The following is an 18,938-nucleotide window of genomic DNA, read 5'->3' on the forward strand; positions in this document are numbered from 1 at the left end:
TTGCCTTCAGAATAATAAAGTTATGTTAATAAAAAACATAAACACTTATTAATCAGTCAATGTTTGCATAAAAGATACTAAATTATTTACTTCCGTATCACTAAGCATTAAATTGTCAAAGGGTAACGTTTGATTATTTAAGTAAAACCCTAAACCTATTCCTCCTCCTTTGTTATAAAAATCAACAACTTCTTTAAGATTTTTGTAAGTACCATTATGCATATAAGGGGCTGTTTTAGCTATATTTCGTATGGTAGGAGTTTTAAAAAAATGCTTTCGCTCATTTGTTTTAAAAAGTTGGAACCTTCCTAAATCATCACTCAATTTGTTCTGTGCTAAATTAGGGCTTCCAATAGCTTCCATTTCTGTGTCGGAGTAATTAGGAGGAACAGTACCATTAAACAAAGGCGGAAAATGGCAGGTAGCACACAACGCCTTTCCCATAAAAATATTAAAACCTTTGCGTTCATTTGATGTTAGATTATGTTCTTCACCCCGTATATTTTTATCAAACTTAGATTTAAATGTATTTAATGTTCTTATATAAGAAGCTATTGCATGCCTAATGTTATAAGAAATTCTCTTATTTTGATAAAGTGTATCCATACGAACTCGGTAACTACTATTCTTTAAAACTCTAGTAACAAGCGTATCTAATGAAGTGTTAAACTCTGCGTGATTTTTCACCACACCTATTACCTGGCCCTCTAAACTTCCTGCTCTAGAATCCATAAAAAAAGCTTTTTGATAAGCTGCATAGGTAAGTGTTGGTGTATTACGAATTTGGCGTTGATCAAAAACTCTTTTACCATCTGTAAAAGCTAATCGTTCAATATGGCAACTTGCACATGACATATCATAATTTTTTGATAAACTAACATCATTAAACAACTCTTTTCCTAAAACCTCTTTTGCCTTTAATTGTGAGGTATCATTTTGTCTATCATAAAAATGTTCCATATTCAATGCGGAAGCGTCAAATAGTGAACTCATTGTGTTTGAGAGTGCCATTTCAAATGGAAAGCGAACTTTCCAATCATTTTGAACCGCTAACAATAATTTTAATTGTGGATCAATATATTGTTTTATAAAGTTAAATCGATCAAAATCATCAAATGGTGTATTTAAAGCATTTTGAGCATTTTCAAAACTCATTAGTATACTATCTAAAATAGTTTTGGAACTGAATTTACGCTTACATAGATAAAGTAAATTTTTTAACGTTTCGTATGTATGGGAAGATTCTAACAAAGATTGATTTAATACAGGTGAATCAAAACCTGTAATGCCTGTAGTTGCTATTCTTACAATTTGCTCCCTAAGGATCCAAATAATGTGATAATCTTTTAAATTTAGATTCAAATTATTTAAAATCAGCTTCAGTCTAGCACTGGTTACATTAAGCAATTGTTTTAGTTTTAACGTATCTAATTTAGACTCGTAAAGTACTTCTTCTATTAGCTGAAATCCAAAAGGCTTTAATACCTTTGTATCCATATGTTCCTCTCCTTTTACGATTAACAAATTAGGTGCATTAAGCGATTTATAATTATGCTTATCGGTATGTGCTAAAATAGGTTCAGAAAGCTTAAACTTCTTTCGTGCCTTCAGGTATAATTCTTTTTTATGAATTAAATTGGATGTTTGGTTAATACTATCTAAAAAGCTTGCTGAAGATGTGAGCTGTTTTTTATAAAAATTTAAAATGTTATTTTGAATGGAGTTTATTAGCTTATATTTCTCCTGCTTTTTGTCACAAGCTAAGAAGAAAAGTAAAAGACATACAAAAATGCATGTCTTTAGTATTTTATAAAACTGTTTCATAAAATATTATCTTTCTAAACCTGTTATTAAGTGTAATACAGAACCTTCTTTTCTGCTATTTGATACATCTGCATTGGCTTTGGAATCTGTAAAAGCTGTTCCATCAGAAGGTTCCCATCCGTGATTTTGAGTAATAACCATAAATGTGTTTTTACCGTTATTTACAACCTTAGTAACATCAATCATACCTGTAATTTCCCATGCTTTATCAACCGTACCATACCCTTTTGAAGCTGCTACTTCTTGATTGCATTCCAATACTACCTTAAGTGCTCCTGTAGTTAAATTATATTGATATAAACGAGCCCAGTGGGTTTTATCTGCTGTATCAAAATATCCATTTGGATCCTCTTGAATGTATACATAGTTTTCTGTTACACAAATATTATCTGGACTGTGAAACGCTTTAGCTTTTCCATCTATTTTATCTCCATCTAGTATGCATGTAATTGTTGCAGAACCTGTTGGGTCATTTTCATTCAAAACAACTTTGTAAACACGTCCATAAATAGTTCCTTTTCCTACTAAACCTGGTTTGTTTCTTCCCGTAACTGCAAAATACAACTCTCTATTATTAACAGCTGATCCCCTTCTCCAATCAATATCCTCTAGTCTTGAAAACCCCATTACCCCTTTGGTTTTACATTCTGTATCCAAGGCCGTGATTTCTTTTTCTGTTAATTCAACAAATTCAGCTTCGTATTCTATTCCTTCAGACATATCCATTTCATAGGTAACTCCGGGGGAGGTAACTTTCAATCCATATAATTTTCCTCCTTCTAAATCTCCTTTATTTCCAACATACATTCCCAATTGTCCTGATGGTACATTGTTATCGCTATTATCATCTCCAATAAAAACAACTGTTTTATCCAGATAGGCTTTTTCGCCAATGGCAACTGCATTTTCAGTAGACCATTGCCCCATATTAGTAAGCATTTTAGCACTTCCTGCCTCTGAGGAACTCTTATTAGGCTCTGTTAAAAAAACGCCTTTTGAAGAACCTCCCCACTCACCTCCTGAAAGATAGTAAGGACCAAACCCATGCTCGTCAGGCGTAATTAAAGACCCCGAACACTGCGCTGTATTTGCTGTAGCTACTGCATTTAAAATGTATTCACCTGAAACAGGTCTTAACTGAGCGTTTAACTGTATTCTTGCAATAGAATAATCCGCCTCAATATTATTGATATACGTAAATGTTCCGTCTGCCGCTGCTAATAAGCCTCCTCCATCAGCCATAGAACCATACACAAAATCAGGAGAATTTGGAATAACGTCTTCAGAAGATAAAATAGGATGTATTTTTAAATGTGAAAAAGCATTTGTAACTTTTAAAAAATTAGGTGTTTTTGAAGTAGATAAATAAAGCGTTGCGTCAGATCCATTTGTCCCATCAGCACCGTCCATTCCGTTTTTACCATCAATACCATCCTCACAAGCTATCAAACCAACTAAAAGTACTGACATTGCCTTTGTAAAATAATTTTTTTTCATTATTGCTGTTTTAGTTATTTGTAATGCTACAAAACAACAGGCTTAAAATTACCTTATGTTTAGATGAATGTTAAATTGTGATAATATAAAAGGTATCCATATTACTAAATTATAAATAACTAGAATCTTTATAAATAACATTTTCCCCATATAAAATTTTAGTAAAAAAGACCATTAATTATTTTCTTCATATCCAAAAAAAATTAAGACATAGACGATTACTAAGATTTCTTCATTATTAAAATAAAAGGAAAGAATTATTTAATACGAATAACTTTACAAAATAAATTATAATCCTACTTTTTAATAAAAAAGTATGTTGTAATAAGAATACCTATTTATTTAGATATATAAAAAAAACGCCTATATCGGCGTTTTTTGCCCCATTGAATGAATGGCAATAGTTAAAAAAAAAGAATCCCCCTGTAATACTCTGCAGTTAGTTTAACTCGCAACCAATAATAAACAATAATCCCCATTAAGATTCTTTTAGTGTTTTTTCATAATAATTTTCCCCAACGACTCCCTGTATTATACTATCATTGTTTATGTTTTTGTATACTATTTTGTACGATGCAAATATAGTAGGGCTCTTTTTTACAGGGGTAAGTCATCGGCTTACTTTTAGTAAGTCATTGACTTACTTTTTATGGTAATTGTTAATTTTTTTAAGATATTTAGAAAAATGTTAGTACATAGATTACAAAACATATATATTCGCGCCATAATGGTATTCATAAAATTACATAAAGCTTATAAAGTCCTAGAATTTTTTGGGATATTTTGTTCACAGGATAGTAATCTAGTGTGCAAAAAGTGGCGTTTTGTAAGTAATATTAGTAAATAAATAAACTAAAATTTCGAATACATGAGGCGTCCAAAAATAAATTGGACGCTTTTTTTTATATTTTTTTTAATAATTGACAGGAAATTAAAAACATATCGAAACATTGAGTTTAAAAAATAGACTACTGATTTTTAACAAATTACTCTTAAACTCGAATCTAGTGTAAAACTGGGCAGGATTTCTACTGCCTTAAAACCAACTCAAACAACTGACAAGCAAGCATTTAACACTTATTTTAATTTGGTTTTTTGAAAAAAAGTATTCATCTTTGCCCCATCAAATGAAATCAAATAAATAACCATTAAAAACAAAAAACATGCAGTTACACAGAAAGTTAGAAAGTACGTTTATGATAAAAGTAAGCTCGTATGACTGTTTTAAAAAGGATGCTATTTGGAAAGCACTGTATAGGAGGCAATAAAGAACTTCGTAAAAAGTAATATTTCCAAGGCATCTTCATGAAGATGCCTTTTTTTATTGAAAGAAAATCAACTTTAAATAGATTAATTTAAAAATTAACTATTCTAAGTGTTAAAACCAGTGAAAAATTTGGAAATTACGCAAAATATTGGTATATTTAAGTATATGAAAAAAACCAATATTATGAAAAACTTGAAATTGCACTTACTAACTGAAAGAGTACGTTTACTCACTTCTTTTGAACGATTACTAAAATCTAATACACCATAAGATTATAACCCGCTATTTTAGGGTAAGATCAACTGGCGTTCAACAAAAATCACAAACGCTTTCTGAATTACTATGACAATGTAGAATTTCCTGAAGTCTATTAAACTCAATAGGCCTTAGTAGTAAAATTGTCTTCAATGTTGTTGGGCTAAGTCTGCCCGTAAAATTCTACTAACATACCCATTGCTATGGGGTGTATGACTATATCGCTATGTCAAAATAAAGCGATTTAAAATGAATCTGAAAGGATTCAATGTTGCAAAGCTGCTCTTATGCGGCCAGGGAAATTATTGTCAACTATTAAATTATTTAAGTTATGAAAACGCTAAAAACTATATTCGGACTAATTTTATTATTAACGCTTACAACAGCGTGTACAGATTTAAGTGAAGACTTAGAGCTACGTGATAAAATACAACAAGAAGAAATAACTACCAACACCAATGCTCGCTATTTCACTGGTGATGATGATGGTGGTACTGATGATACAGGTAAAGATTGGTAAGTAGCCTTCTTTATATATTTAAAAGTCTTTGGATAAACCAAAGACTTTTTTTTAATTTGCAATCCATGAAAACCGTACCCTTCCGTAAAATTTACCTTTTTATTTTTCTCTACTTAATTCAAACACCTTATTCTTTTGGTCAGAATGAACTGGATAGTATTGAGCAGTGTATTCAAAAAGCTAGAAATAGAAAACTAGCTTTAAACATCCGTAAAAAAAATCTTAACAAAGCCTATCTATTCTCTCAAAAACTATCCAATGACTCTATTAAAGCAGATAAACTTTTAAGTATTGCCTACGGATATTATATTTATAAAGATTCTACTCTATTTTTAAAAATCAACAAAGAAGCAACAGCTATAATAAATACGACAAATAGCAGCTATTTAAAAGGACATTTGCATTGGAGCTATGCTTATTATAACAATAGACAATCCTTATTAATAAAGGCCTACCAACACTACGATGCCGCGTACACTCATTTTGAAAAAATTAAAGAAAAAAACAACATGGGAATTATGCTACAAGGAAAGGCTGAAATAAAAGGCAAATACAAAGATTACGCAGGTAGTGAAAAATTAGCTGTTAAAGCCATTAAAATTTTTAAAGAAATAAACAATAGTTACAAATTATATGTTCTTTATAACTACTTGGGGCTATTACAACGAGGAATGAAAGAATACGATAAGGCAATAGAGTACTTTCATAAAGCCATAGCCTATTATCCTAAATTAACGAAAGAAATTCAACAAAAAAAGTATGTAGAGGTATACAACAATATTGCTAATGCGTATTTTGAAAAAAAAGCATACCACAAAGCATTGGCCTTCTATAATAAGGAACTTACCAATAAAAATTTACGAAAAGACCAGTATGCCCGCATTATTCATAACAGAGCATATTGTAAATTAAAAATGAAAGATACCGTTGGGATTCTAAAAGATTTTAAAAAAGCCTTAGCTATTCGAGCAAAAGCAAATAATAAAGCTGGAATTGTATATAGTAAAAAACACTTATCTGACTTCTATCTATATCGAAAAGACTCGGTAAAAGCCTTGCAATTGGCACGGGAAGCCAATGCACTAGCCAAAGAAATAAAAAATGGACGGGATTATTTAACCTCTTTGAGGCAATTATCAGTTTTAGACCCTACCCATGCTAAAAAATATTTAGATCGCTACATTGCCTTTAACGATAGTTTGGTAATGAATGAGCGTCGTATGCGTAATAAATTTACCCGTATTGAATTAGAAACCGATGAATACATAGAAGAAACAGAACGTTTAACAGAGCAACGTATCTGGATAATTGTTACAAGTGTTAGCGGGTTACTAATACTAAGTTTGCTCTACTTTTTGCGGGTGCAAAAGGTACAAACAGAAAAGCTGCGGATTGATGCAGAGCACCAAAAAGCAAATGAAGAAGTATATGTGCTTACCTTACAGCAACAAGCCAGGGTTGAAGAAGAACGTATTAAAGAACGAAATAGAATTTCAGAAGAGCTACACGATGGCATTTTAGGAAAATTATTTGGTACCCGTTTTGGGTTAGGATTTTTACCTTTAGAAGGCGATACTGAAACCTTAGAAAAACATCAACATTTATTAGAAGAGCTTCAAAACATTGAAAAAGAAATCAGAGAAGTATCACATAAATTAAGTGATAATTTTAACGACACCGACATTAATTTTACCTCTATCATTAAGCAATTATTAGCAGATAAAAGTATTATTGGTAACTTTACCCACCAAGTTTATTTTGCTAAAAATATTTCATGGAAAAGTATTGATGCGGTAACCAAGGCTAATGTGTACAGAATCATACAAGAAGCCTTACAAAATATTATAAAGCATTCAAAAGCTTCTATGGTTGATATAAGTTTTAAGCGAGATAAAAACCAAGTCTTCATTATAATTAAAGACAATGGAATTGGATTTGATGTGAAAAAGGGTAAAAAAGGAATTGGTATAAAAAATATAAAATCAAGAATTGAAAAATTAAAAGGAAACTTAAGTATCAAATCAGAAATTAACGTAGGTACAACCCTACATATAAAAATCCCTTGTTTCAAAAAAGATGGACAATAAAAAACTTACTGCTTTAATAATAGACGACCATCCGTTAATATCAGAAGCTTATAAAAGTGCCTTTACATTTTTAGAAAATCAAAACAACAGTTTCGCTTTTACTATTCATGTAAAACACAATTGTGATGATGCGTATTCTTTTATCCAACATTGTGTCGCCATGCAACAAAATATTGATATTATTTTTCTAGACATGCGCCTGCCTCCATCAGCGGATGGCAAGATAGTATCTGGTGAAGATTTAGGTATAAAAATTAATGAACAGATCCCAAATGCTAAAATTATTGTTTCTACTACGTTTAATGATAACTACAGGGTTCACAGTATCCTAAGAAGCTTAGATCCAGACGGTTTTTTAGTTAAAAATGATATTACTCCCAAAGAATTAGTTACGGCTATTGAAGAAGTTTTAATAGCCCCTCCTTATTACAGTAAAACAGTAATGAAATTAATTCGTAATGAGGTGTCTAATGAATTTACGTTAGATGATATTGACCGAAAAATATTATATGAACTATCAATTGGAAACCGGATGAAAAAATTACCCGATGTTATCCCGCTTTCCTTTGCTGGTATTCAAAAGAGAAAAAGACATTTAGCTAAAATATTTGAAATTGACAGTAATGATGATCGTGAATTAATTTTAGTTGCAAGAGATAAAGGTTTCTTATAAGAATATACAACGGACAGTGTTTAAGTACGCTGTCCGTTTTTATATTTTGTAAAAATATTGCTAAAAGTTGTATCCTATAAAAACTTAGAAAACGCTATTTATAGTGCTACTATCATTTATAGTAAAGTCATTTTCTTTCTATTTTCTAGAATCAAGTAATACCTTACAATAAAGCGCTTAAAACTAATGTAATCTTTATTTTACTGAGTGATATTTGCTGTATTTAAGTAGTATAATGAATGAAATTTGACACCTATTGTGACACCTATATATATAATTAATTTATTTTTGCTTTATTAAAATTGACCACTATGAGTTTCATCTTAAAAAGTAATAAAGCTGAAAAACCTACATTGATTTATTTCAAATATTTTATATCAAAAAAAGAGGGAAGATTTGTTTATTCTACTAAACAAAAAATACTACCCGAAAATTGGGATAAAGAAACTCAAATGCCATTAATCAAAAGGGGACGTTCAGACTTAAGCTTAATAAAAAGAAACTTGAATAAATATTCTGATTTCTTTGAAAAGACTATATCTAATTTTGATTTAAATAATACTTCTATTACCAAAGAAAATTTAAAAAAAGCTTTCGTTAAAGAATTTGATAAAGAAAAAGCTACTAAGGCTTTTATCTACTTTTCTGATTATGCTACTGACCTCGTTGAAAGAATGCCTAATATGATAAACAGAAAAACTAAAACCAAGTTTAGCAAAAATAATATTACTAATTATTTTGTCACAACACAAAAAATAAGTGAATTTGAAAAATACAGGAATAAAAGAATCAGATTGGATCAAATTTCTAGAGAACTGTATAATGAGTGTGTTTATTACTTCAAAGAGGTAAAAAAGTACTCCATAAATTATGCTGGACTGACAATTAGAATTTTTAAATCTATTTTGAATAAAGCACATGAAGAAAGATACCCCGTAAATAAAGAAGAACTTTCATATTTTACTGGTTTACAAGAAAGTGTTGATACTATTGCATTAAATGAAGAAGAACTATCCAAAATATTAAATCTAGACTTATCTAAAGACAAGTCTTTACAAAATATAAGAGACCTTTTTATTATTGGTGCATGGACAGGGCTTCGCGCAGGAGACTTTTTAAGCTTACCTGAAATTAATATAGCTGATAGGTTTATTGAAAGAAAGCTAGAGAAGACAAAAAACAATACAGGAAAGACAGTAATGATTCCAATTCATCCACATATTAAACAAATTATTAAAAAAAGAGGGATGCCTAAAAGTGTAAATAAAACTCTTTTCAATGAGAAAATTAAAATAATTTGTAAGAGGGTTGGGTTGACCGAAGAATTGAATGGAAAAATAATAAAAAGTTTTTCAAATGAAGTGACTGGCCAAAAGCATAAGAGGAAAGTTGACGGTACTTATCCTAAATACCTTTTTGTTAGTTCGCATACGTGTCGTAGGTCTTTTGCTACAAACCTATACAAAATGAAATTCCCGCATGTTTCCATAATGCAAATTACTGGCCATAAAACAGAGTCAAGTTTTTTAAAATACATAAAAGTTACGCCTTCTGAACATGCTGAAATGCTTGAAAGCTTCTGGAATAATTACTATCAAAAAGATTAAGTTTAGCGGTCATTATTTCTTTTGCAATATTAATTATTTCATGGTTTCTATTTTTCTAACAATAATTACGACTTACCGCACCAAAAATAGCGGTAAACCGCAAACGTGATTTTTAAGAAAATTCTGTGAGTTTATTATAGAAAACACCGAGTAAAAAATCTTTTAATTTACTAAATTCGCAGTAGCGATTTTACTATTGACATTGCTCTTCCATAAAAAGAAGAAGATATTTTAAAAGCCTATAATTTGCTAAAAGCTAACGGGCAGATAAAAGAAAAAGTCAATAGGTGGCACTACTGACTTTTATTCGTTAATTAGGCTTAACTTACGTTAGCATTTTGAGCGATGAAATTAGAAACCATTAAAATCGCTACTACTTTTTTGGGTTTTATTACAGCTGTACTAAAGCTTATAATTACCTTAAAAAGCAAAAAAAAATAACTTTTATAGTTGTCCACTCTTCGGAGTGGTTTTTTTTTGTCTTTACATTACAAATATACAACTTATTTTAATAAAAAACCCGCTCACAAAAGGAGCGGGAAAATTGCTATGAAAAAGAATCTCAAAACGTCTTTTGAGACACAACAAAGCTACTCTATTTTTTCGTAAAAAAATGCAAATAAACATCAAAAAAATATTTTTTTCATCAATTTCTGAACTAAGTAATTCTATATAAATATTTTGAAAAAAATAAATTATTTTTTCAATAAAACCTCCTGTAAACACTAGCCATATTGTGTTTTTTTACATAATTTAGCCACCGAAAAAAAGAATAAAAAATAATGCTATGGAAAAGAACTCGCTCCTCTTTTCCCAGGTATTGTTTTGCGTTTTTTTAAAATCAATGTAATACTTATGAATACAGTAAAAAGAAAAATTATTTCGGCTATATGCCTTTTGAGTATTTTCAGTAATGGTTACTCACGACAGCGAATCGATATTGATTGCCTTTGTTACTTTGAAGATAACGAATATCATGAAAAAAATCACCAGAAAGTAACTCACCATCTAACTCCTTGTTTAAATGCAAAGTTTGCCCCTACTCCTTTGATTTTAGAACAAGCTGAAGATATTTCAAGTTTCTTCATCTACCCCAACCCTTTTCGTTTAGAACAAGGTATCAAAATTCATTATCAGTTAAATAGCCCACAGGTAACCTCTATATATATTCGACGATGTCTCTTCGACCCCCTACGATCACCGAAAGGAGTAATTATAAAACCAGAAAGTACTGAAAATGAAGGAAAATACACCTATACTTTCACAAAAGAAAACTTTGAAGAATACGGCTTAATAACCCCCATTCCACGAAGTAGACAACAATATTTTTACGAGATAATATTAACTGCAGGTGATAAAAATTACATAAAAAAAATCATGCGAAAACCTTAAAAGTTGAAAATAATGAAAAAAATATTTTATTTATTACTTGTATTAGGGCTTATAATTCCCTTAAAAAGCAAAAAAAAATAACTTTTATAGTTGTCCACTCTTCGGAGTGGTTTTTTTTGTCTTTACATTACAAATATACAACTTATTTTAATAAAAAACCCGCTCACAAAAGGAGCGGGAAAATTGCTATGAAAAAGAATCTCAAAACGTCTTTTGAGACACAACAAAGCTACTCTATTTCTTCATAAAAAAATGCAACTAAATATCAAAAAAATATTTTTTTTATCAGTTTCTGAACTAAGTAATTCTATATAAATAGTTTGAATTTTAAAAAATGATTTTAAGCTAAAAAAGACGGTAAACACTGGGTTTATCACATTTTTTTTACATAGTTTCGCCGCCGAAAAAAAGAATAAAAAATAATGCTATGGAAAAGAACTCGCTCCTCTTTTCCCAGGTATTGTTTTGCGTTTTTTTAAAATCAATGTAATACTATGAATACAGTAAAAAGAAAAATTATTTTGGTTATCTGCCTTATCAATATTCTAAGCAGTAGCCATGCACAACAACTAATCGATTGTCATTTTAACATTAGTAAAGCTCTAAATTATTTTGAAGGCGATGAATATCATGAAGTAAACCATCAAAAAGCAACGCGCTACCTTACCCCTTGTTTAACAGCAAAGCACCCACATGCGCAAATAATTATGGCTACTATCCTATTAGAGGAAGAACAAACCTCTTCCGACAAGAAAGCTTTTAAACTATTAAAAAGTGCTGCTAATGCTGAGGATCATATTGCAATGAATGATTTAGCAGATCTCTACAAATATGGTATTGGATGTAAACTCAGTTTTAATAAAGCCCGAAAATGGTATCTAAAAGCCTATAAACACGGCAATAAAGAAGCGGCATATGGCTTAGGATATTTACACCTAAAAGGAATGGGAAGTAGTCAGCAAAACTATAAAAAGGCTATATATTGGTTTCGTAAAAGTAACCATCCTATGGCGCGTTACTGGCTAGGTGTGTGCTACTATTATGGCTATGGCGTTCCTAAAAACAGAACAATAGCTAATGAATATTTCAGCACAGAATTGGATTATCAGAATCCTCAAAAACCAGCCTCAGATCGTATCGAACAGCAAGAACTCCTGCTACAGCAATTCAAACAACAGCAAAGTATCCAAACAATACAGGAGAAAATAATCGAAGATCAACAATTACTAGGAAATTGGGAAGGTTCTCTTTTTGTAATGGATTGGTCTGATAATCAAATTGAACAAGAAATCCCTATTAAAATTAACTTTACAAAAAACGAAGACCTATTGCAAAGTACCTGGGAAATCAATAATAACTCTCATCAAAATGACTTTACCAGAATAGACAACACCTTGTTTTATGATGATTTCTTTGCCTCTATTGCTCACACATCCTTTAAAAAAGAAATTCCTTCAACATTGGTACATCAAATTACCGAAACAACCTTTTCTATTCAAAAAAAGGACGCCCAAACATATTTAACAGCCAATATAAAAAGTATTATAAACCAATGGAATGAAAAAGGAGCTCCCATAAGGTTGTTACTAACAAAAAAGGCAACTACAAAAAAGCAACCAAAACAAGAATCACTTGCCCCTATGGCATTAGAACAATCGCAAAACTTTTTGCAGTTGTACCCCAACCCTTTTGAAAAGGATCTTACCATTAGTTATGAGTTAAACCGCCCACAGTACACCACCTTGTTTCTTGAAGGATCTTTTATTGAAAAACAAATGATAAAACCTACAGGTTTACAAAATGAAGGTAGCTATACCTACACTTTTAAAGGAGAAAATTTACAAGTAGGAACCTACATACTCACCTTGATTACAGACGATAAAAAACACACTAAAATTGTTATAAAAAATTAAAAACGATGAAAAAAATATTTTATTTATTACTTGTATTAGGGCTTATAATTCCCTTGCAAGCGCAAAGACAAAGCCGAAGTGCTGGACACCTAAAAAACGGTGAGTATAAAGCTAGAAGAACAGCAGTTCGAAATCCAAATTTTCCAGACACCCGAAATGTTGAAGGACTTGACAATATAAGTTTCAATTACAGTTCTAGCCTTCAAACTATAGCCAATAATGAACACCTCATTCAAATGGCGGCCAAACGTAAATTACGACGATGGCTAGAACATCAAAAGAACAATAGAATTAAACCTGAAATAGAAGGAGTACTAGGCAAAAGATTTAGCAACTTTAACGATGCCAAAAACACCTTATTTAATTTTACAGAAAAGAAAAACCTTAACACGTTAATTTCAAAAACAAGAAATCGGTATTCTGGTGAAAACAAAAGAAACCATACCACCCAAAACAACCTGCTAAAGGAGTTAAAAATTCTTCAACACAGAGAAAATGAACTCAAAGGGGGCAATAGAAACAATCCTTTATATGCTGATAGAAGAGTCAATAATATTCCCGTACAAAGAATTGTATCGATACCCCAATTATCTAGAATTCGACAGGAGCTAATTAAAAAAGTTGAACCTGCCATAGCTAAGTATCACGTAAGTAATCTCGTTAATAAAAAACTAAACAGCCTTAACAGTGAAGATCATACCCGTATCTTAAATAGTGCTGTAGGGCAGAAACACCAATATTACAATCATCTCAATGATTGGTCAAAATTAGATTATATACAGTCTCTTATATTTAAAATAAAAGATAGTAGAAGGATCGGACCATACTTATCGCGCACCAATTCAAAATTTCAGCATGAAATGCTTAGTGTTGCGCAAATTCAGCAATATGCAGAGCAACACAGAGAAGGAGGGTTTTCTGTTTTTGATTCTAGATCTTATAGCCTTTATATGTATAATATAAGAGATTTAAATAACAAATGGATTAGTAAGAAAAACAGAGAGCTTGCAAACATATTGAGTAAGACTGCTATTGGTGCAACTTCCGAAGTCGATTATTTAATAAATACCTACCGTATCAAACAGCCTGACAGAATTCAATGGTTAAACGAAAATTACCGCTCAAACGTATTTCGTGATATGGTAGCCAAAACAAAATCGTTGATAACTCCTCAAACCATTGCAAATACCAATACTGTTTTTAATAATCATATTAAAACAGCTCTTTATGCTGGGGGTAAAACAACCAATTGGCTAAACCGCGGTAATGTAACTAACGAACTACACCGACAGTTTTTTTACACCAATGCACATGCCAGTAGGGAACTTGATAAACTTATGTTTTTTAATGACCCTGTAAGACAAACAACTATAATTATGTCTGAAAAAAATGCTACAGACTATTTAAAAAAGATACTGGCACCGTTAGACCGTAGAAATAGTTGGAGTGTTGCTGAGGCTCAACAATGGGCTCTTGGACAAATTGAACTAGACAATATACTTACACGTATTACAGTAAAGTGGCAACCCGCTACAGGAAGAATTAACGGAAAAGTAGGACAAGAATACACACACCGTTACAGTGATGGAAACACTACGTATTATAAAATGACTGACGGGGCTGTGGTTATTAATAGCGATAACACCCTTGTATTAAACAAAAACAATCAGTTAGTTAGAAAATTAAGAAGTGAAGCTGGAGGTAAATCTTGGTACATTAAACCCAACGGAGCTCAACACTGGTCTAACTACCTTATTCTAGGTCCTTCTAGCACAAAAGAAGAACTAGAAGTACTGTTTGAATTAGGTACTACAGCCCTAGCTAAGTTTATTGGAAGTGTTATCATCCCTGTGGAAGATGTTAAAGTTCTAATTGACGGGAAAGACTTTGATGGACAAACCGCTTCACGTTGGTTGGCCGCAGGATTACTAGTTGTTGAAGTAGTTCCAGGAGGTAAATTAGTAAAAGTTATAGTGAAAGCAACCAGAACAAAAAAATCTTGGAAAATTGCAACTAAAATAGGAGATAAAGTTTATATTAGACTGGTTAATGGAGGTAAGACGATATTTAAAACATTTTCTAAACCTATAGAGTTTGGTGGAGATATTATAAAAAACGCCAACAAAAAACTAAATATTTTGGGTAGGGCTTATCCGAAAAATGGCTCTATAGGTACAAAAGATCTGTATGATGAACTAATATCCATAGGTGTGCCTAAAAGTGAATTGACAGGGTTGTTTCAACAAATACCTTCAGAGTTTAAAACACTTCCTGTTTTAGGAAAAAACGGACAGCAGTCTAAATATTGGTTTACTTATAACAAGCCTCATATAGATAATATTATTGCCAATGGAGGTGAGATTAGGTTTATTCAAGACCCTAGGCTACCAATAAATAAACACAATTTAGTTTCAGAAATGCCTAACACCCCATTTAAGCAACAGTGTATTGATGAAGGAATAACTAAATTGAAGACTTTTATGAGGCAAGAGTATGAATATTTACTAGATATGGGATATGTATTACAAGAAAATGGACTTATGATAAAACCTTAAGCATATGAATATAGATTATGATTTATTTCAAATAGATATAGATAAGACAATAACTCCGCTTATGGATGAATATGGTTTTATAGAGAAAAAAGGAGCTAATACATTTGAAAAACTCTACCAAAATGGTATTTGGATGATTGAAATATCAATGACTAAATTATTTCCATATGTATCGGTTTCTTATACTTTTTTTGATTCAGAAACCAACCAAGCATGTAAAAATGAAATAATCGAGAAGATACTGGGAATAAAGAAAGAAGATCTATTATCTCATTATAAAGATTTTAAAAGTAGGATTGGATTTGAGAGTTACTACAAAGAAATGATGTATGTCTGCGAGTCTTTAGAAAAATTTTACAAACCTATCCTTACAGGGGAATTCACTTGTGAAGATTATAAAAAGTTTGAGACTTTAGAGGAAAAATAGTAAATAAATCTAAACCTCTTTCAAATGGTTTAATGGTCAAACAATAATAAAATGATAGATGATATAGGATATGACACCTTTTTTAAGGATTGTGATGAAGTATTTAAAGATTTTTTAGCAGGTTATGGGTTTGAAGATATAGGAGGAGATGAAGAAGATTATGAAAAATTCTACAAAAGCAAGTTTTGGATATTAGAAATTAATATGCTTTGTAATTTTCCTTGGATAGGTGTATCTTGTAATTTTCTTGGTTTATCAAAAGAATACACAAAACCTAATTTAATAGATAACTATATTAAAAAGACTGTTAGTGTAGAGTCTTTTACAAATCCTTTTGAATCTAGAATTAATAAAAATGATTACAAAGGTGAAATGCTCTACGAACGTGAAAATTTAGAAAAATTTTACAAACCTATCCTTACAGGAGAATTCACTTATGAAGATTATAAAAAGTTTGAGACTTTAGAGGAAAAATAGTAAATAAATCTAAACCTCTTTCAAATGGTTTAATGGTCAAACAATAATAAAATGATAGATGATATAGGATATGACACCTTTTTTAAGGATTGTGATGAAGTATTTAAAGATTTTTTAGCAGGTTATGGATTTGAAGATATAGGAGGAGATGAAGAAGATTATGAAAAATTCTACAAAAGCAAGTTTTGGATATTAGAAATTAATATGCTTTGTAATTTTCCTCACATAGGAGTGTTGCTAATGATTATAATAAGGCTTGGGATCATTTTTTTGATAATTTTCCAAAAGCAACCTATCAACAAATTAAGAAATTTAGTGACTCATTAATGGAAATACATGGTTTTTAAAAATGAACAAATTTTATTACTTCACGATAGAAAGAAAAAAGGACGAGGCTATCATTGAGTCTATAGAAGAATATGACATCATAAAATTAAAGAGAGGCAATTTTACACCCAATGAACCTTTTCAATTAAAACAGTCAGAGGGGAAGGTATTTTATGATATTGTTGGGTATCAAGATACTGCTAATTTTGCTATTTCTGAAAAGCTACACACTTTATTAAAAAAAAATAATATTAGTGGATGGGATAGCTATCAAATAGAAATTGAAGGTCAAACTAAAAGGTATTATGGCTTTCAGGTGACTGGAAGATGTGGTGAGCTTGACATGCCAAAAGAGGCAGGATTTTATACTGGATATAAATTTGATTTTGATACTTGGGATAAATCAGATTTTTTTTCTCCAAATCAAACTACACTACTTTTTTGTACTGAAAAGGTTAGAAAACTTTTAAAAGAGAATAAAATAACTAATACAGAAATAGAAGATATCAATGCTGTTAAAACGTATTCAATCGGTAGTTCATAATATAAAGATATCAGAACTTAATCAATAATCAGAAAATTTAGAATTAGAAATATATTGTAATGAAAGCTCGAAACTATTTAATTATGAATCTTTCTTAAATACTTTGATTCAAGCAAAGAAAAAGTAAATGAACAGAATCAATTATAATATATACTATTAAAGCCATCCAGTAGGATGGCTTTTAAAACGTTAAAAAAATTTGGCTGGACACCATGATAACAATAGATAAAATAAAAGAAGGTTTTTTGTCAGAGGCAATTGAACACGGTAAGGCAATTGCTATTGGAGATAATAAAAAAGCTAATAAACTGCATAAAAAGTTGCATAACTTATATAGCAAAGCAAAGAAGCAAAATGTCGTAAACGTATTTGAGGAATTTTTAAATGAAGATGACGAAAATGTAAGGTTTTGGGCAGCTACTTTCTCCCTTAGTTCTTCTCCTGAATTAGCAGAAAAATCTCTTGCGAAGTTGACAGAGTTGAGTAGTATTACAGGTTTATCTGCTAAAACAACTCTTCATCTCTGGAAAGAAGGGAAATTAAATTTACTTTAAGAAAGTTGCTGTTTAACAAAAGGTACGAGAGAAAATAAAACATCAAACAATTGGTATAATCTTGCAAGTCCTCTGTATTAATTATGAAAACATTTAAAGAGTTAAGAAATCAGGAGGTAAAGAAGTTGTTTCTTCTTGTTTGGCCTCCATTAGGCGAAGAAAAAGAATTAGATATTGATATATCTTTTGGGTTTGTTTTTCCTCAAAATCCAGACCGTCTATGTGTCATTACTACTGATAAAGAAAATATGTGGACTCCTTGTCTGCGTTTTGAAGAGACACCTACAAAAGTACATTCTTGGTCATCTTTTGAATCCAGAATGAATGCTTGGATGAAGTCAGAATGTGAAAGTGATTTAGAGACGGAATATTATGAAGTAACAGACGTTCAAGAGTTCAGTAATATAATTGCTTCCAAAATACAATCCATTGAATTTATTGGATTAAAAAATAATCCTGAACCCTTCGGAGTAAAGGTTATATTTGATAATGATTACATTCTTTCAACTCCAATATCAGATGGGAATACGGTTGAAACCTCTCAATTTAATAGGAACGATAACCTTTTAAATTTTGAACACATGGGAACTTTAGATATTAAATCCTCTGAATAGTTAAACTGATAAAAATAGATATTAGAAAGCCAAACTTAATAGTTTGGCTTTTTTTGTAACACTAATTTTCTAGCCAACGATACAGCCTTTTTTTCCTACTATCAGATAATGAAGATATATCAACACAATCGTTTTCATTAATTGGCTTTGGTATGCACTCTGGAGAAAGAACAACACTCAAATCTTGAGGCTTTTTTATTTTACGTTAAATACTTTTTCAAGCCTAGCAAACTCCAATGTTTGCCTTTTAATCAATTGGTAGTTTTCAGTCATTTTGGATAAAGTTCCGTTTAACTCTTCTCCTGCTTTTATTCCTGGTTCTAAACTTTTAGCCCACTTCTGAGCAAATTGATAAGCACTTTGCTCAACAAAACTTTCTTCTGATAATTTATTAACCTTTGACAT

Annotated in this window: 16 protein-coding genes; 13 read left to right on the forward strand and 3 right to left on the reverse strand. The window is 30.9% G+C overall.

From position 1 onward, the window contains the following. Positions 1-48: 48 nt before the first annotated feature. The gene (locus tag ACSIGE_RS01955; RefSeq protein ID WP_440881115.1) at positions 49-1,824 is read right to left on the reverse strand and encodes a cytochrome-c peroxidase; all 1,776 of its coding nucleotides are present in this window, start codon (positions 1,822-1,824) and stop codon (positions 49-51) included. A 6-nt stretch (positions 1,825-1,830) separates the two neighbouring features. Then, positions 1,831-3,321: a phosphatase gene (locus ACSIGE_RS01960; RefSeq protein ID WP_440881116.1), complete on the reverse strand. Its 1,491-nt coding sequence runs from the start codon at positions 3,319-3,321 to the stop codon at positions 1,831-1,833. A gap of 1,853 nt (positions 3,322-5,174) precedes the next feature. Here ACSIGE_RS01960 and ACSIGE_RS01965 point away from each other — a divergent pair. The 13 genes from ACSIGE_RS01965 to ACSIGE_RS02025 all read left to right on the forward strand — a co-directional run bounded on the left by ACSIGE_RS01965 (position 5,175) and on the right by ACSIGE_RS02025 (position 18,533). Further along, a complete protein-coding gene (locus tag ACSIGE_RS01965; RefSeq protein WP_440881117.1) occupies positions 5,175-5,363 on the forward strand; it encodes a hypothetical protein in 189 nt (62 codons plus the stop codon). Positions 5,364-5,428: 65 nt separating this feature from the next. Then, complete coding sequence (locus tag ACSIGE_RS01970) at positions 5,429-7,450, forward strand: tetratricopeptide repeat-containing sensor histidine kinase (protein ID WP_440881118.1); 2,022 nt, start codon at positions 5,429-5,431, stop codon at positions 7,448-7,450. Next, a complete protein-coding gene (locus tag ACSIGE_RS01975) occupies positions 7,440-8,123 on the forward strand; it encodes a response regulator (protein WP_440881119.1) in 684 nt (227 codons plus the stop codon). The genes ACSIGE_RS01970 and ACSIGE_RS01975 overlap by 11 nt, the downstream gene beginning before the upstream one ends. A gap of 311 nt (positions 8,124-8,434) precedes the next feature. Then, positions 8,435-9,730, forward strand: coding sequence for a tyrosine-type recombinase/integrase (locus ACSIGE_RS01980; protein ID WP_440881120.1), 1,296 nt, complete (start codon positions 8,435-8,437; stop codon positions 9,728-9,730). Positions 9,731-10,585: 855 nt separating this feature from the next. Beyond that, positions 10,586-11,122: a hypothetical protein gene (locus ACSIGE_RS01985; protein ID WP_440881121.1), complete on the forward strand. Its 537-nt coding sequence runs from the start codon at positions 10,586-10,588 to the stop codon at positions 11,120-11,122. Between the two features lie 494 nt (positions 11,123-11,616). Further along, positions 11,617-13,035: a tetratricopeptide repeat protein gene (locus ACSIGE_RS01990; RefSeq protein WP_440881122.1), complete on the forward strand. Its 1,419-nt coding sequence runs from the start codon at positions 11,617-11,619 to the stop codon at positions 13,033-13,035. A gap of 5 nt (positions 13,036-13,040) precedes the next feature. Then, on the forward strand, positions 13,041-15,590 hold the full coding sequence (locus ACSIGE_RS01995; protein ID WP_440881123.1) for a hypothetical protein: 2,550 nt from the start codon (positions 13,041-13,043) through the stop codon (positions 15,588-15,590). A gap of 4 nt (positions 15,591-15,594) precedes the next feature. Continuing rightward, positions 15,595-16,017: a hypothetical protein gene (locus ACSIGE_RS02000; RefSeq protein ID WP_440881124.1), complete on the forward strand. Its 423-nt coding sequence runs from the start codon at positions 15,595-15,597 to the stop codon at positions 16,015-16,017. Between the two features lie 51 nt (positions 16,018-16,068). Further along, a complete protein-coding gene (locus tag ACSIGE_RS02005; protein ID WP_440881125.1) occupies positions 16,069-16,494 on the forward strand; it encodes a hypothetical protein in 426 nt (141 codons plus the stop codon). A gap of 51 nt (positions 16,495-16,545) precedes the next feature. Further along, a complete protein-coding gene (locus tag ACSIGE_RS02010; protein WP_440881126.1) occupies positions 16,546-16,821 on the forward strand; it encodes a hypothetical protein in 276 nt (91 codons plus the stop codon). 22 nt (positions 16,822-16,843) lie between these two features. Continuing rightward, positions 16,844-17,365, forward strand: a complete 522-nt coding sequence (locus tag ACSIGE_RS02015) for a hypothetical protein (protein ID WP_440881127.1) — start codon at positions 16,844-16,846, stop codon at positions 17,363-17,365. A gap of 212 nt (positions 17,366-17,577) precedes the next feature. Then, positions 17,578-17,919: a hypothetical protein gene (locus ACSIGE_RS02020; protein WP_440881128.1), complete on the forward strand. Its 342-nt coding sequence runs from the start codon at positions 17,578-17,580 to the stop codon at positions 17,917-17,919. Between the two features lie 83 nt (positions 17,920-18,002). Next, positions 18,003-18,533, forward strand: a complete 531-nt coding sequence (locus ACSIGE_RS02025; RefSeq protein ID WP_440881129.1) for a hypothetical protein — start codon at positions 18,003-18,005, stop codon at positions 18,531-18,533. A 195-nt stretch (positions 18,534-18,728) separates the two neighbouring features. On the opposite strand, the gene ACSIGE_RS02030 is transcribed toward ACSIGE_RS02025, so the two are convergent. After that, a complete protein-coding gene (locus ACSIGE_RS02030; protein ID WP_440881130.1) occupies positions 18,729-18,938 on the reverse strand; it encodes a hypothetical protein in 210 nt (69 codons plus the stop codon).

The sequence above is a fragment of the Tenacibaculum profundi genome (assembly GCF_052050075.1).
Classification (GTDB): domain Bacteria; phylum Bacteroidota; class Bacteroidia; order Flavobacteriales; family Flavobacteriaceae; genus Polaribacter.